This window comes from Marinomonas sp. 5E14-1 (assembly GCF_039939215.1).
GTDB lineage: Bacteria > Pseudomonadota > Gammaproteobacteria > Pseudomonadales > Marinomonadaceae > Marinomonas.
The window spans coordinates 93,886-110,255 of record NZ_JBDXMW010000006.1 but is presented as its reverse complement, the minus strand read 5'-3'; the positions used below and the strand labels follow the sequence as shown (position 1 = coordinate 110,255).

Sequence of the window (16,370 nt, the reverse complement as noted above, 5' to 3'; positions counted from 1 at the left end):
GCTCAACGCGTCAGCATAAATCCTCTCTTTCATCTTGCTTGTTATGACTTCAGTAATAATTGTTTACTGCGTTGAAGCTTATTGGCGAGCGCTCCCAGATGCTTTTTAGTATCAGCTTGCAGTCTTACAGTTGTTACACTGTAGTTTATCTCCCCTATTTTGGAAGACAATGTTCAACTTTTGATCATTGATGTCATCATGTATGGGTTCGCTTGAGAGCGTATAGAGCCTTAATGTCAGAAAAGTGTTTTAAAATTCCTTATTTTTTGAAAAAAAGGTTGAGCAAAATAGCAACAATTCTTATCATCTTGGCCCCTTTCCTATTTTATATATAGAGAAGGGAGATTTTGTTTGTCTGAGTCATTCATTGTTTCATATTGTGTGCGGCTGAAAGTGTTCTATTTTCATGTTCTGCATTGGCTTAGATGACGCTTATTATCGAATGAAAACTAGCTCCCAGAGGGGAAATCATGCGTAAACTAATTGAGTTAAGCAAATTGACAGTTGTTGGTTTGTTAGCTTTGATCTTGGTCGCTTGTGGCGGATCAGAGAACACAGAAGGAAAAGCAGCATCGACAGATGCCGCTGAAACTATTCATTGGAAGATGGTGACAACTTGGCCTAAAAACTACCCAGGTTTAGGTACGGGCGCTGAAGCGTTAGCGAAAAACATTAAGGCTATGTCTAATGGCCGTTTGGATATTAAAGTCTATGCGTCAGGCGAGTTGGTTCCTGCGCTAGAAGTATTTGATGCGGTTTCTCGCGGTACGGCTGAAATGGGCCACTCTGCGGCGTATTACTGGAAAGGTAAAGTGCCAGCGGCTCAGTTTTTCACAACGGTTCCTTTTGGTCTAACGGCACAAGAGTTGAACGCTTGGATTTACTTTGGCGGCGGTTTGGAATTATGGGAAGAGGTTTACGAACCATTCAACTTGATTCCTATGCTAGCTGGTAACCCAGGTTCGCAAATGGGTGGTTGGTTTAATAAAGAGATTAACTCTCTAGCTGACTTCCAAGGTTTGAAAATGCGTATGCCTGGTCTAGGTGGCGAAGTACTTAAAAAGCTTGGCGCGACACCATTAAACTTACCTGGCGGTGAAATTTTCACAGCATTACAGACTGGTACGATTGATGCAACTGAGTGGGTTGGTCCTTATAACGACTTAGCATTTGGTTTGTACAAAACAACGAAATATTACTATTTCCCAGGCTGGCATGAGCCAGGTTCTGCGGTTGAAGCGATTTTTAACAAAGATGCTTTCAATGCACTTCCTGCCGATCTGCAAGCGATTGTTCGCACAGCTGTAAGACAAGCCAACTTGGATATGATCAGTGAATTTACAGCACGTAATAATACAGCGTTGGAAACATTGTTGACTGAACATAATGTTGATCTTAAGCCTTATCCACAAGATGTTATCGATGCATTGAAAGAAGCATCGGATGAAGTTTTGGAAAAGGTTGCGGCTAACGATCCACAAAGCCAAAAAGTTTATGATGCATTTAAAGCGTTCTTAGACTCTGTTTCTAAATGGCACGATGTATCTGAACGAGCGTTTATCAATGCTCGTGCTGATGACTAAGTAATAGATGATGAGTGATTTACAGAGTTCTGTAAGTCTCTGAAGACATGGAAGCCCTTTCATCTTTAGATGAAAGGGCTTTTTGTTAGATAAGCACACAACATACCGAATGGTATTTTGAGGAATAACGAATGAGAATGATAAAAACATGGGGAAAGTTTGCTTTGGCTGGCTTAGCGGCTGTTGCATTGGTCGCTTGTGGCGGGTCAGATGAAGAGAAAATCAGCCAAAAAATAGATAACAAAGCCGATGTCATCAATTGGAAAATGGTGACAACTTGGCCAAAAAATTTCCCTGTTTTAGGAACAGGTGCTGAGACATTAGCGAAAAACATTACCGCTATGTCTGGCGGTCGCTTAAACATTAAAGTCTACGCCGCAGGCGAGCTTGTACCGCCACTTGAAATATTTGATGCGGTTTCTCGTGGTACCGCAGAAATAGGCCACGGAGCATCTTATTATTGGAAAGGTAAAGTGCCTGCAGCACAGTTTTTTACCGCTGTCCCTTTTGGTTTTACCGCGCAAGAAATTAATGCTTGGATTCATCAAGGCGGTGGCTTGGCATTGTGGGAAGAAATCTACGCGCCTTTCAATCTCATTCCTATGGCAACCGGTAATGCCGGTGTTCAAATGGGTGGTTGGTTTAACAAAGAAATCAACTCGTTAGCGGACTTTCAAGGTTTGAAAATGCGCATACCGGGGTTAGGTGGTGAAGTCTTGAAAAAAGTCGGCGGCACGTCGGTTAACCTTCCTGGTGGAGAGATTTTTACCGCATTACAAACTGGTACGATTGATGCGACTGAATTTGTCGGGCCTTATAATGACCTAGCATTTGGCCTACATAAAGCCGCGAAATATTACTATTACCCAGGCTGGCATGAGCCGGGTTCTTCTATGGAAGCCATCTTTAACAAAGACGCTTTTGAAGCATTGCCAAATGATCTACAAATGATTATTCGCGCGGCGGTTCGTCAAGCCAATGCAGAAATGCTGGATGAGTTTACGGCATTGAATAATGAAGCGTTGAATACCTTGGTGAACGAGCATGGTGTTATCTTAAAGCCTTTCCCAGACGATGTGTTATCTGCGTTGAAGAAAGCATCTGAAGAGACACTAGAAGAAGTGGCAGCGGCAGATGCATTAAGTACAAAGGTCTACAATTCATTCAAAGACTTCGGCGAGAAAGTAAGAGCATGGCACGAAATCTCTGAGCGAGCTTACATCAACGGACGTGAAGTTGAGTAAGTAATCACTACGAACGAAAAAAGCCCCTTGAATCGCTCTGATGAGAGATCCAAGGGGCTTTTTTGTATCGAGTGTTTTAATTAAAAAATAGGCTTTGTTATCGCGTATTTTTAATCATCCATGCTGCCCAGCTCGAGTAGTGTGGCGTTTCCGCCGATGGCTGTGGTGTTGTTAGATATGGTGCGTTCTGTCACAAATCTCAATAAGTAGTGAGGCTTCGCAATGGTGTTCAGGCTCTCGCTGTCGGTTTCTTCGATCAATTGACAGATTAAGCCGCCTTTTGCCGCAAGTCGTTGATTGAGCTGCTGTGCTTGAGCCTCATCACACAAGGTAGCAATACCAGCAAGGTGATTTGCTTCCATCAAGGAATCTAAAGCTGAATCTGCAATATTTTGGATCACGCCTTCTGCAACATATGGTGTGATTTTGTCCATGATATCTTGGCCTGCTTGACCGACAGTAATTACTGGGTTGCCAGCAATCAGCGCTGTAAAAATCTGACCTACTAAACCTACGGTCTCTGTTTTCTTGTCTGTTGAACTGTTATTGAGTAGAGAAACACACAGAAACGGTCCTCGACCTTGGCAAGAAAGTTCGTTACGTTCACCTGTTGGCCCTGGCATCACGCGAGTTTCAGCAATTTCTCGCTTTGCGTTATCAATTTGCCATTGTGCCATTTTATCTTGATCGTCCGAAAAAGACGCTAATGCTTTCTCTAGCTTTTCAGCACGACCAATGACGCCAAGTTTGTCCCATGCTTCGAAGACATTTTGAGCGACCTGAATTTGGATAGGTTGTACGATTGTCATAATGTTGTCTCCCCTTAAAGGTCTTGCTCAATGGCGAAGCGTTGTAAGTAATGTGGGCCGCCTGCTTTTGGCCCTGTGCCTGACAAACCTTGGCCACCAAACGGTTGCACGCCAACAACAGCGCCAACTTGGTCGCGGTTGATGTAGAGGTTACCAACACGTGCTCGGCTGGCGATGTTGGCACAGGTTGTTTCGTTACGGCTATGAACGCCAAGTGTCAAACCAAAGCCTGAGTTGTTAATCGTGTCGATGATCTTGTTTAGATTGCTAGCCTTGTAGCGAATCACATGCAGAATCGGGCCGAATTTCTCATCAGTTAACTGGTCAATACTGTCAATTTCAAACGCCGTTGGCGCAACATAAGTGCCTTTATCCGCGAACTCAGGTAAAGCCGCTTGAGCGATTAATTTACCCGCAGCCTTCATGTTTTCAATGTGATCAAGTAGCATGTTTTGCGCTTTTTTATCGATCACTGGGCCCACGTCTGTGCTGTGTAAGTAAGGCAAACCTACAGTCTGTTCTTGCATTGCGCCTTTAATCATCGGAATGACTCGATCAGCAATGTCGGCTTGGACAAACAAAACACGCAAAGCGGAACAGCGTTGACCAGCTGAGGCAAAGGCAGAGCGAACGGCATCACGAACCACTTGTTCTGGCAAAGAAGTTGAGTCAACCAACATAGCGTTTTGGCCGCCGGTTTCTGCAATCACAGGAACTGGAGCGACACCACGTGCAGCCAATGTGCGGTTGATCAATTGTGCTGTTCCAGTTGAACCAGTAAACGCCAAGCCCGCAATACGTTTATCACTGGTTAACGGTGCTCCGACTGTTGCACCGTCGCCTGGAAGAAGATGAAGCACATCTGTTGGGATACCGGCTTGATGAAGCAATTCAATGGCACGAAAAGCAATTAAACTGGTTTGTTCTGCGGGCTTCGCAACCACGGTATTACCTACGACAAGCGCTGCAACGACTTGACCCATAAAGATAGCCAGTGGGAAGTTCCAAGGGCTGATACAGGTGAAAACCCCACGACCTTTTAACTGTGCCTTTTTTTGGTTTCCTAAGAAATCTGTATAGGTTGTTGGTGTTGCGAAGTGGCTTCGCGCTTGTTGAGCGTAGTAACGGCAGAAGTCTACTGCTTCTCGCACTTCGTCAATGCTGTCTTGAATGGTTTTGCCTGCTTCACGATGACAAAGTGCCATCAGTTCAGCGTAGTTTTCTTCCATCAAATCTGCTGCGCGTTCCAAGCAATCTGCACGCTCTGTTGCAGAGCGTGACGACCAAGCAGGAAACGCCGCTTCAGCAAGATCAATGGCTTTAGTAACGGTTGTGGTGTCCGCCCAATCAATTTGGCCAGTTGCTTGGCTATGATCGTAAGGGCTGACAATAGAATGTGAATGCCCCGTTTCGACTTTTTCGCCACCAACAATAGGGAAGGCGTGCCATTGTGTGTCTTGCTCCATGAAAGCCTTTATCTTGGCTTTGAATGGCGTCCACTCAGAGTCTATTTCGATGTTTGGGCCGAATGAATTTTTGCGATCATCAAACAAGTTCGCAGGCAAATTGATGTGAGGGTTTGCCAATGATTTACGGTTTTCCAATGTGGTGACAGGGTGATCGACCAAGTCAGCAATCGGGTAACTGGCATCAATCAAGCGATGGACAAACGAGCTGTTAGCGCCGTTTTCAAGAAGACGACGAACCAAGTAAGGAAGCAAGTCTTTATGGCTACCGACTGGAGCGTAAATACGGACACAGATGTCATTCTCTTTGATTAAATGGTTATAAAGTGCATCGCCCATACCGTGTAAACGCTGGAATTCGAACTCTTCTGATGTTGCGCCAAGCTGATTCGCTAAACAATGTATTGTCGCTATCGTGTGGGCGTTATGACTGGCAAACTGCGGGAAAATATTCGCGCGAGTGTGTTCACTCAAAAGGAAATTGGCACAGGCAAGGTAAGAAACGTCTGTTGCTTCTTTGCGAGTGTAAACAGGATAACCATTGATACCGCGTTGCTGGCAAAGCTTGATTTCAGAATCCCAGTAAGCGCCTTTTACAAGACGAACAGGAATGAGATCACCTTGTTCCTTCGCTAAGGCGGCCAGCCAAACTAAAACAGGCAGAGCGCGCTTAGAATAAGCTTGAACGACTAAGCCGAATAATCCCCATCCGCGAGAGGCTTCGTCGCGGTATAGCTTTTCAAATAGGTTTAAGGAAAGTTCTAGACGGTCTGCTTCTTCTGCATCGATGGTAATGCCAACATTTAATGCGCGAGCTTTGGTGATTAAGCCTTTTACGCTTTCGAAAAGCTCTGTCATGACACGCTCTTCACAACCAACTTCATAACGTGGGTGAAGTGCCGAAAGCTTAATTGAAATCGTTGGGCGGTAACCTTTTGAATAAGTGTCTTTGCCTACCGATTCAACGGCTTGCTCGTAAGAGCTCAAATATTTTTCAGCATCTTCGGCCGTTAGAGCGGCTTCACCTAACATGTCAAAAGAGTAGGTGTAACCTTTGTCTCGGTAGCTTTTACCACGAGATAAAGCTTCTTTGATGTCGCGACCTAGGACGAATTGGTGTCCCATAATTTTCATTGCTTGGTTCATCGCTTTACGAATTACAGGCTCAGAAACACGGTTTACCATACGATTAACAAGGTTGGCTGGTGTGCCGTCTTTGTTTTCGTCCATGGTGACAATTTTTCCCGTTAACAATAACCCCCAAGTTGAGGCATTAACGAAGAAAGAGTCTGAATTTTTCGCGTGGGAAGCCCAATCGGCCACGCTTAAGCGATCCTTGATAAAAGCATCGGCCGTTTCTTTGTCTGGAACACGCATTAAGGCTTCTGCAAGGCACATTAATAGAATGCCTTCTTTGGTGTCTAGACTGTATTCCAACAAAAGTGCGTCGATCATCGACATGCTGTCGTCGTCTTTTCGCACTTCAGCGATTAATTGAGACGCCGCATTAGTATGGTTGGCGAGCTCTTGCTCTGTTGGTTTTGCTAAGGGCAAAAGTTCCTTTAACCAGCTTTCTTCGTCCGTTTTGTAAAGAGGGGAAATGAGCGTCCATAATTCATTGAGTGGTTTTTGAATGAATTCTGGTTGTAACACATCAATCGCTTTAAACATGATTGGGTCTCCCGAGCTGCATAAAAAGCACAGTTGCTTTTTACCAAGGTCGCATATTGTTATAGAGCATTAAGCATTTTTTTGGCCACTTATTGATCAATCACGGTGGCGTAATGCGTATATGGATAATGCTGACACTTTAGTGACAGAGGGGATTCGCTGTCTTTCGAAAAAATCGTCTTTTTTTATAAGAAAGTCCGGCTTGAGAAGAATAAAATCGGGCGTGTTTTGTTGTTGTGCACAAAATAGATAAAAAAGAGGGGAATGCCTATAAATAGGGCGTTTCAGTGATATTGAAAAAGACTAACGATTGCCAAATTGCTTTTGGTATTTGAGCGGTGTGATGTTTAGCGTTTGGGAGAAAACATTGGTCATGGCGCTTTGGCTTGAGAAACCGCACATTTCTGCCACTTGGATAGGAGGGAAACCATCTCGAAGTAAATCTTGAGCCCGTTCTAAGCGTTTTCGCATTAAATACTGATGCGGCGTCATGCCTGTTTTATCTTTAAAACGCTCATGGAATTGGCTCACACTCAAGAAGCAGAAGTTGGCGAGTTGATCAATATGAACACGGCGAGAAAGATTAAGTTCGATAAATTGATCTAGCTTGTCGATATCCAGTTGGTTACCACGAGTACGAACGTCTTTGCTGTTCATTTGGTGGCGAATCGCACTGAGTAAGGTGTTACCGCAGGCACGAGCAAGAATGGAGTCATTCGGGTATTGCTGCAACTCACCAGATAAAGCAGAGGCCAATACCTGTAAACGAGGGTTTAGTTGAAAATAAGCCGCTTGATCGAATAAGCGCGAAACCACTTCATATTCTTCATCTGTGATGCTTTTTTGTGGTGGAATCGGCAGGTTGACCACCATGATCTGATTGTCTCCCAGTCCAGCGAAGGCATGACTATTTGCTGAGGGCAGAACACAGCCTTCACCAATATGGAGCTGTTTACCTTTACCTTGAATATCGAAGTCTGTATTGCCATCAAGCACAACCACCAGCTGGTGGTAGTCGTGATCATGGGCATGCGCTTCACTTGGCAAGCTGATAATGTCAGAATCAGGCTGAGTCAAAATAGACCTTTTGTACAGAGTAAATAAAAAGTATAGCGCGTTATAGCATTAGCGATAAAAATAAACACGACGTTTCAGGTGAAAGCAGCGTGTTTACTGTGTTAGTGCTTAGCGTTTGTCGTCGCTAATCTTGTATTAGCTAACACGAACCACAAGGTTGCCTAAAGCGCCAGACTTCAAAACATCTTCATGGGCTTGTGCCAGTTCAGTTAAGTCGTAGCAATGACGAATCACAGGTTTAAGCACGCCTTCTTCAAAAAGAGGTCGCAAGACTTTGGCAATCAAAGCCAATTCGACTGGCTTGATGTTCGCAAGAGCAACACCTACAACAGAAGCGTCTCGTGCCATTAAATCACGAGGGTTAATTTCTACTGTGCCACGGTTACCAACGACAGCGACGCAACCGCCAGTCGTTAAGGCTTTGAAGTCTTGGTCTAAGTTATGATTCGCTAGCATTTCGATAATTACATCAAAACCTGTTTCCAGTGACTGAAAAGCTTCGAGGTGGTTGTCTTCATTGTGCATAATCACTGTGCTGACGCCTTGTGCACGCAGAAGATCTACTCCTGCTTTTGTTCCTGCACTGGCGACCACGTCCATACCTGCTGATAACGCCAATTGAACCGTTGCGATACCAACCGCGCCTGTTGCGCCATGAACTAGAACTTTGTCGCCGGTTTTGGCATTCGCTCGACCAAACAAAGCTCGGTGAGCTGTGGTGTAAGGAATGCCTAAGCAAGCACCTTCTTCAAAGGATAGGGCGTCAGCTAATGGATAAGTGTGAGTCGCTGCACAAACAGCAAATTCGGCGGAGGAGCCAGACAGGTTGCGGCTAAAGTACACTCGTTGACCCACTTCAAAGCCAGTGACCTGAGAGCCAAGTTCCACAACAGTCCCCGCTCCGTCTAAACCCGGAGTATGGGGAAAGGTGGTGGAGTAGTTATTGGTGCCAGAACGAATATAAGTATCGACAGGGTTCACTCCGGCTGCGCCGACTTGAACAAGGATTTGATCAGCATGAATACTTGGCGTTTTGGCGTTGACTAATGATAAATCACTCGCTGGGCCATAGGCATTTATTTGCATTGCTTTCATATTCTAACCCTCACTGTAGATATTTATATTTGTTGTTTCTCAAGCAGCTTAATTAATCAGCATAAACTTTTTCCGGTAACCAAGTCGCAAGCTCTGGCCATATTGATAGTAATAGCAGCACAAAGAGCTGAATAAGAATAAAGGGTAGTACACCTTTATAAATAGACTGAGTTTTGATTTCCGGAGGTGCTACACCACGTAGGTAAAATAATGCGAAGCCAAATGGCGGAGTTAAGAAAGACGTCTGCAGGTTTATCGCCATCATGATGCCAAGCCAAACAGGATCTAAGCCCATTGCCAATAAAACTGGTGCAACGATTGGCACAACTACGAAGGTGATTTCAATGAAGTCTAAGATGAAGCCAAGTAAGAACATCAGCAACATAACAACAATCATTGCGCCTACAACGCCACCAGGCAGCTGAGAGAAGAAATCATGAATCAGCTCTTCACCACCAAATCCTCGGAAAACTAGCGAGAATAAAGAAGCACCGATCAAAATCATAAACACCATGCAGGTGACTTTGGTCGTCGAATAGACAGTGTCTTTTAGTGTCTGGAAGTCTAGTTTACCGCTGGCCCAAGCCAAAATAGCGGCACCTAATGCGCCAACACCAGCTGCTTCTGTAGGAGTTGCGATACCGCTAAGAATAGAGCCCAATACAGCAAAAATAAGAATAAGAGGAGGAACTAAGCCTTTAATTAACTGAACTGCTAAAGACTCTGTTGATCCGTTGCGTAATTCTTCGCGAGGAACCGCTGGTGCTTTGTGAGGCTGTAACCAAGCGACCATTACAACGTAAAAGATATACATACAAACCAGAATTAAACCAGGAACCAAGGCGCCGACAAATAAGTCACCAACCGAGATGGTTTTAGGCGAGAAAACTCCCATTTCCAATTGAGCTTTTTGGTAAGCATTCGACATTACATCACCTAATAGAACTAAGGCGATCGACGGTGGAATAATTTGCCCTAATGTTCCTGTTGCACAAATGGTTCCTGTTGCTAGCGCAGGGTCATAACCACGGCGCAACATGGTTGGCAAAGAGATCATGCCCATGGTGACAACCGTCGCACCAACAATGCCGGTACTCGCAGCTAACAGCATACCCACCAAAATAACAGAAATACCAAGACCTCCACGCATGGTGCCAAATAACATCGCCATGGACTCAAGTAGCTTTTCAGCAAGCTTCGACTTTTCTAAGAGTACACCCATCAAGACAAAGAGTGGTACCGCGATGAGGGTTCCATTGCCAACAATGCCAAATAAGCGGTTTGGCAAAGCTTCTAAGAAAACGCTGTCAAATGTGCCAGCCAATGACCCAACAGCTGCGAATATTAACGCGGTTCCACCTAATGAAAAGGCAACGGGGTAGCCAAACAGCAAGCAGATACAAACGGCTGCAAAGAGCCATAAAGGGATAAATTCAATCATGAGTTACGTCCTTTTGAAGTTTTTCTTGCCTTAACTACGGCTATGTTTTTTGCAATATCAGCTAAGCCCTGAATAATTAGGCATACCATCATGATAGGAATCAGTGTTTTTAATAGATAGACAAAAGGCAGTCCACCTGGCTCTGGGGAAGTTTCTAATACACGCCAAGACGCACTCACATAATCTAAACTTAAATAAGTGGTGTAAATCGTGAAAGGTAAAAGAAAGAAAATGCCACCAAGAATGTTTACCCATGCTTTTTTTGTAGCAGAGAAGTCTCGGTAGAACACATCTACGCGTACATGTTCGTCGTCTTTAAGTGTATAAGCTGCGCCTAACATGAACACTAACGCATGAAGATACAGAACCGATTCTTGCAGTGCGATAGAGCCAATATCAAAGCCATAACGTAATAGTACGACCAGGCAAGTAAGCAGCATCATAAATAAAGTAAGCCAAGCCACACATCGTCCTGTGTAATGGGAGACAGCTTCGGCTGAACAGACTAGTTTGTTTAACATTGAAATACCCACAGAGTTTTTTAATCGTTATTAACGGATGCTTTTTAGGTTTTTTTATAGGGTTAAAACCTAACCAGTAAAATCCGGACAGCTAGTCTATTGGATAACGCTACTTATGGGAATATTTCAGGGACTTACTCGCGGCAGTTCGCGGCATTTTATGAATAAAATACGCCTTTATAAGTGAAAAATTGCGCTTTTGCTTGTTTCGAGATGATATCACTAGAAAAAAGTGGCGTTCTGGTGCGATTTTAATTCTCGTTTCTTGGTCGGGTTGAAAAATAATTTTGAAATATTTCGCTATGTAACATTACTGTCACACATCTTTTCTATAGTCCTCAACATCGAACGAGATATGAGCAGCCGCTCATTAATTTTTGACTATAACCATTGGGGTTTATGTGATGAAAAAACTAGTTGCAAGTTTGGCAGTAGCTGCAGCAATGGGCGTTTCTGTTAACGCTGTTGCAGATGTAGACGCAGGTTTGATTTCTTACTCGAAAGCAAGTGGTGTATCTGGAAACATTTCAAGTGTTGGTTCTGATACGTTGGCCAACCTTATGACATTGTGGGCAGAAGACTTCAAGCGCTTATACCCAAATGTAAACATTCAAATTCAAGCGGCTGGTTCTTCTACTGCGCCACCAGCATTGACTGAAGGCACATCTAACTTCGGCCCTATGTCTCGTACAATGAAAGACAAAGAAATTGCAGCATTCGAGAAAAAATTCGGCTACAAGCCTACTGCTATTCCAGTAGCAATCGATGCGCTAGCGGTTTTCGTACACAAAGATAACCCAGTAAAAGGTTTGTCTCTTCCTGAAGTAGATGCAATCTTCTCTTCTACTCGTAAAGGTGGACACAGCGAAGACATCACTAACTGGGGTAAAGCGGGCTTAACTGGCGCTTGGACTAACCGTGACGTTCAATTGTTTGGTCGTAACTCAGTGTCTGGTACTTATGGTTACTTCAAATCAAACGCACTTTTCAAAGGTGACTTCAAAAACTCTGTAAACGAGCAGCCTGGTTCTGCGTCTGTTGTACAGTCTGTTTCTACATCACTTAACGGTATTGGTTACTCTGGTATCGGTTACAAAACGTCTTCTGTACGTGCCTTACCTCTTTCTAAGAAAGAAGGTGGCAAGTTGATCGAAGCGACGCCTGCAAACGCAGCGACTGGCAAATACCCACTTTCTCGCTTCCTTTACGTTTACGTAAACAAAGCGCCGAACAAGCCATTAGCACCACTACAACGTGAATTCGTTAAAATGGTTCTTTCGAAAATGGGTCAAGAGGTTGTTGTAAAAGACGGTTACGTACCTCTACCAGCGAAAGTGGCTGACAAATACCTTAAAACGCTAGGTATTAAATAAGTAGGCTAAGCGACATTGAATAAGCCCTAAGCAGGACAGCATAACGCTCTCCTGCTTTTTGCTACTTTCTCGTTGTCATAAAATTGTCACACAAAAAAGATGAATTCGGATGACTAAACCAACTGACCATCAGATGCCTGAGCTGGATTTCAACACGCCAGCTTTGAAGCGTCATCGCAAACTTCGAGCCCTGAAAGACAAAGCGGCTGGAATGGGGATTGCTATCGGCGGTAGTAGTGTAATTCTTGCTGTACTGTTGATCTGTTTCTATCTCCTTTATGAAGTTGCACCATTATTTTCAGGTGCTTCTATCGACCCTAAGGCAAGCTATTCTTTGCCAGCGCAAAGTGAAGGTGAAAGCCTTTATTTAACCACGGAAGAACAATCTGAAATTGGTATGCGCGTTGCCTCTAATGGCAGCATCGTATTCTTTTCTATTGCAGATGGTTCCGTCATTGATACCGTTGAAAACGCACGCGCACAAGCGGTGACGAGTTTTGCGGTTGAATCGGACACAAGTCGTTTGCTGGCGTTTGGATACGCTGACGGTAAAGTGGTTATTAAAAAACACGGTTACCGAATTTCTTACCCTGATGGAACACGTTTAATCACGCCTTTTGTTGAATACCCTTATGGTGAAGAAGCGATTGATGTGGCTAATTTTTCGATTGAAAAATTGGCGGTTCGTGACAGTGAAGACGGTTTAACCATCGCGGCATCGGGTGCGACGCAAAGCGCCATTTTGCAAGTCACTAAAGATGTTAACTTCATCACAGAAGAAGTGGAGTTGACTGAGCAACGTGAACCCCTTCCTTTTATCGCCGACATTAAAAGCTTACTGATTAGCGGAAATCAGCGTTCTTTGTATGTGGCGACGCATTCAGGTGATTTCAGTGAGTTTGACCTACGCGACTTCGATAACATCAGCCTAAAAGACAGCGCGTCATTAGTGGCTGAGAATGCTGAACTGGTTTCCATGAACTATTTGGTGGGTCAGACTTCTGTCATGGTTGCAGATTCTTCTGGGCGTGTGAGCCAATGGTTTAACGTTCGAGATGATGAAACCAACGAAGAAAAACTGCATTTTATCCGTGATGTACAACAACCCAATGCTTTGGTTGATGTGGCCATGGAACAACGTCGTAAAGGCTTCGCGACACTTGACGATAACGGTGTTGTGGCCATCTACAATGCGACCTCGACTCGTAAAGTGATTGATGAGCAATTAAGTGACGAAACCGCGCGTTTGATCAGTTTCTCGCCTCGCGCCAATGGTTTGTTATTAGAAGATAGTAAAGGTATGCACTTTTACTATGTGGATAACGAACACCCAGAAGTGTCTTGGTCGTCTTTGTGGGGACAGGTTTGGTACGAAAGTTACCCAGAGCCAACATACACTTGGCAGTCTTCTGCAGCGAACAACGACTTTGAACCAAAATACAGCTTAATGCCTTTGGCATTTGGTACTTTAAAAGCCGCTTTCTACGCCATGTTGATGGCGGTGCCTTTGGCGATTTGTGGCGCGATCTACACGGCTTACTTCATGGCACCAGCCTTGCGTCGTAAGATCAAGCCTGTGATCGAGCTAATGGAAGCGCTACCAACGGTTATTCTTGGTTTCTTAGCGGGTTTATTCTTCGCGCCTTTCTTAGAAGAAAACTTGGCAGCAACCTTTAGTATCTTGGTTGTCTTACCAGTTGGTATTTTGTTGTTTGCTTACCTTTGGTCTCGTTTACCGACGAAGCTTCGTTGGTTGGTTCCTGAAGGTTGGCAGCCATTGGTCTTGATCCCTGTGATCATTTTCTTGGCGTGGTTCTGTTTGGCGATGAGCCCTGTCATTGAGTTGAACTTCTTTGGCGGCAATATTCGTGGCTGGATTACTCATGATCTTGGTATTACGTTCGACCAGCGTAACGCTCTTGTCGTTGGCTTTGCTATGGGCTTCGCGGTTATTCCGACAATCTTCTCTATCACGGAAGATGCCATTTTCAGTGTACCAAAAGCATTAACTCAAGGTTCTTTAGCTTTGGGTGCGACTTATTGGCAAACCATGACTCGCGTTGTATTACCAACAGCAAGCCCAGGTATTTTCTCGGCGGTAATGATTGGTATGGGTCGTGCGGTAGGTGAAACCATGATTGTTCTTATGGCGACAGGTAACACGCCAATTATGGACTTCAATATCTTCGAAGGTATGCGTACCTTGGCGGCGAACCTTGCCGTGGAAGTACCAGAATCTGAAGTGGGAAGTTCACATTACCGTATCTTATTCTTGGCAGCGTTTGTTCTGTTCATCTTCACTTTTATAGTGAATACGATCGCTGAAACCGTGCGTCAGCACCTACGCAAAAAATACGGGTCATTGTAATGAGTAGCGAAATTAAAATGGAAAAGAAGTCCGTATCCGAGTGGTTTAAATCTGGCGATCCATGGGTGTGGCTAAATGCAGGCGCTGTGGCGATTTCAGTCATCATGGTTGTGGGTTTATTGTTGTTGATTGCGGTTCGTGGTTTAGGGCATTTTTGGCCTGCGGATGTCATGCAAGCGACGTATTCATTGCCGGGTGAAAAACCGTACACGGTTGCAGCTGAGCGCGTAGAGAGCGTTGACGTAACCTCTGCTCAGCTTCGTGAAGCGGGTGTAAACCTCCCGGACGATGGCGACGCTATTTTGCAACGTACTTTGTTGAAAATGGGTAACCGCGATGTGTACGGTGCGGATTTCGGTTGGGTTCTGGATAAGTACTTAAGCGACATTCAAACACCTGAGATGCTGTTTGCGGCTGAACGCCATGAATGGGGCAACCTTTACGGTTACCTTATGTCGGTAAAAGAAGACGGACAGGTTGTGTCGGAAACGACAGATTTAACGCCGACGGATTCTGCCTTGGCAACGTGGGCGGCCTTTGAAGCAAGTATTGAACGTGCGTCTCAAATTCACGATGAAATCAAAGACATCGAAAAGGGTGACATTGGTAAAATTAACCATGCCCTTGAGCGTATTCGTCTTAAGCAACGTCGTCTTGAGCTGAATGGTGATTTAACACCAGCAGCAGAAGCAGACCTTGCGGCAGAGCGTTCACAGTACGATGAAGAATATAAAGGCTTGCAGGCTAATCTGGCGGCGCTTTATCAGCAGATCAATCGTGACTCGTTCACCGTTCAAGTAATGGACGGCACGGTACATGAAATTCAAGTATCGAAAATTGTTCACGCTTTCCGTCCAAATGCGATGGGTGTGTTTGCTAAATTGGGCTTTTACTTTAATAAAGTATGGGAATTCCTAACGGATGATCCTCGTGAAGCGAACACAGAAGGTGGGGTTTTCCCTGCGATCTTCGGTACCGTAATGATGGTATTGCTGATGACGGTGTTGGTTACTCCTTTCGGTGTTGTGGCGGCGGTTTACCTTCGTGAATACGCAAAGCAAGGGGTTATTACTCGTGTCATTCGTATCGCGGTAAACAACTTAGCAGGCGTGCCTTCTATTGTTTACGGTGTCTTCGGCTTGGGTTTCTTTATCTACTTTTTGGGGTCAGGAATCGACGAAGCGTTTTTCCCAGAAGCCTTGCCGTCACCAACCTTTGGTACCGGTGGTTTGATGTGGGCATCGATTACTTTGGCATTGTTAACTGTGCCTGTGGTTATCGTGGCGACAGAAGAAGGTTTGTCTCGTATTCCGCGTAACGTTCGTGAAGGCAGCTTGGCGTTAGGTGCAACAAAAGCCGAGACACTATGGCGTGTTGTTTTGCCGATGGCGAGTCCTGCGATCATGACAGGCGTTATTTTGGCTGTTGCTCGTGCCGCGGGTGAGGTGGCTCCTTTGATGTTGGTTGGTGTGGTAAAACTGGCTCCAACCTTGCCACTTGATGGAAATTATCCGTTCATTCATTTAGATCAGAAGTTCATGCACTTAGGCTTCCATATCTATGATGTGGGTTTCCAAAGCCCGAACGTGGAAGCGGCGCGACCACTTGTTTATGCAACAGCGTTATTACTTGTGATGGTTATTGCCTTGTTGAATTTCTCAGCAGTAACGATTCGAAATCACCTACGTGAAAAATACAAATCGCTAGAAATGTAAGCGGAGA

The 16,370-nt window shown here is 44.7% G+C and carries 11 protein-coding genes; 5 read left to right on the top strand and 6 right to left on the bottom strand.

Annotation, left to right across the window (positions count from 1 at the left end; translation table 11 throughout):
- The first annotated feature begins 470 nt into the window (after positions 1-470).
- Entirely contained in the window at positions 471-1,583 is a 1,113-nt protein-coding gene (locus ABFY09_RS07245; RefSeq protein ID WP_347983634.1) for a TRAP transporter substrate-binding protein, read from the top strand.
- A gap of 131 nt (positions 1,584-1,714) precedes the next feature.
- The gene (dctP, locus tag ABFY09_RS07240; RefSeq protein WP_347983633.1) at positions 1,715-2,827 is read left to right on the top strand and encodes a TRAP transporter substrate-binding protein DctP; all 1,113 of its coding nucleotides are present in this window, start codon (positions 1,715-1,717) and stop codon (positions 2,825-2,827) included.
- Between the two features lie 110 nt (positions 2,828-2,937).
- On the opposite strand, the gene ABFY09_RS07235 is transcribed toward dctP, so the two are convergent.
- The 6 genes from ABFY09_RS07235 to ABFY09_RS07210 all read right to left on the bottom strand — a co-directional run bounded on the left by ABFY09_RS07235 (position 2,938) and on the right by ABFY09_RS07210 (position 10,907).
- The gene (locus ABFY09_RS07235; RefSeq protein WP_347983632.1) at positions 2,938-3,636 is read right to left on the bottom strand and encodes a 1-pyrroline-5-carboxylate dehydrogenase; all 699 of its coding nucleotides are present in this window, start codon (positions 3,634-3,636) and stop codon (positions 2,938-2,940) included.
- Between the two features lie 14 nt (positions 3,637-3,650).
- A complete protein-coding gene (gene putA / locus ABFY09_RS07230) occupies positions 3,651-6,773 on the bottom strand; it encodes a bifunctional proline dehydrogenase/L-glutamate gamma-semialdehyde dehydrogenase PutA (RefSeq protein ID WP_347983631.1) in 3,123 nt (1,040 codons plus the stop codon).
- Positions 6,774-7,076: 303 nt separating this feature from the next.
- Positions 7,077-7,850: an AraC family transcriptional regulator gene (locus ABFY09_RS07225; RefSeq protein ID WP_347983630.1), complete on the bottom strand. Its 774-nt coding sequence runs from the start codon at positions 7,848-7,850 to the stop codon at positions 7,077-7,079.
- A gap of 135 nt (positions 7,851-7,985) precedes the next feature.
- Positions 7,986-8,945 (bottom strand): NADPH:quinone reductase, encoded by a 960-nt coding sequence (locus ABFY09_RS07220; protein WP_347983629.1) that lies wholly within the window; start codon positions 8,943-8,945, stop codon positions 7,986-7,988.
- 52 nt (positions 8,946-8,997) lie between these two features.
- Positions 8,998-10,386, bottom strand: a complete 1,389-nt coding sequence (locus ABFY09_RS07215; RefSeq protein WP_347983628.1) for a TRAP transporter large permease subunit — start codon at positions 10,384-10,386, stop codon at positions 8,998-9,000.
- Positions 10,383-10,907, bottom strand: a complete 525-nt coding sequence (locus ABFY09_RS07210) for a TRAP transporter small permease subunit (protein ID WP_347983627.1) — start codon at positions 10,905-10,907, stop codon at positions 10,383-10,385. The genes ABFY09_RS07215 and ABFY09_RS07210 overlap by 4 nt, the downstream gene beginning before the upstream one ends.
- A 404-nt stretch (positions 10,908-11,311) precedes the next feature.
- Here ABFY09_RS07210 and ABFY09_RS07205 point away from each other — a divergent pair, with 404 nt between their 5' ends.
- From ABFY09_RS07205 to pstA, 3 genes are all read left to right on the top strand, one after another.
- Positions 11,312-12,280, top strand: coding sequence for a phosphate ABC transporter substrate-binding protein PstS family protein (locus ABFY09_RS07205; RefSeq protein WP_347983626.1), 969 nt, complete (start codon positions 11,312-11,314; stop codon positions 12,278-12,280).
- A 109-nt stretch (positions 12,281-12,389) separates the two neighbouring features.
- Entirely contained in the window at positions 12,390-14,648 is a 2,259-nt protein-coding gene (locus ABFY09_RS07200) for an ABC transporter permease subunit (RefSeq protein ID WP_347983625.1), read from the top strand.
- On the top strand, positions 14,648-16,363 hold the full coding sequence (pstA, locus tag ABFY09_RS07195) for a phosphate ABC transporter permease PstA (protein ID WP_347983624.1): 1,716 nt from the start codon (positions 14,648-14,650) through the stop codon (positions 16,361-16,363). The genes ABFY09_RS07200 and pstA overlap by 1 nt, the downstream gene beginning before the upstream one ends.
- The last annotated feature ends 7 nt before the right edge of the window (positions 16,364-16,370 follow it).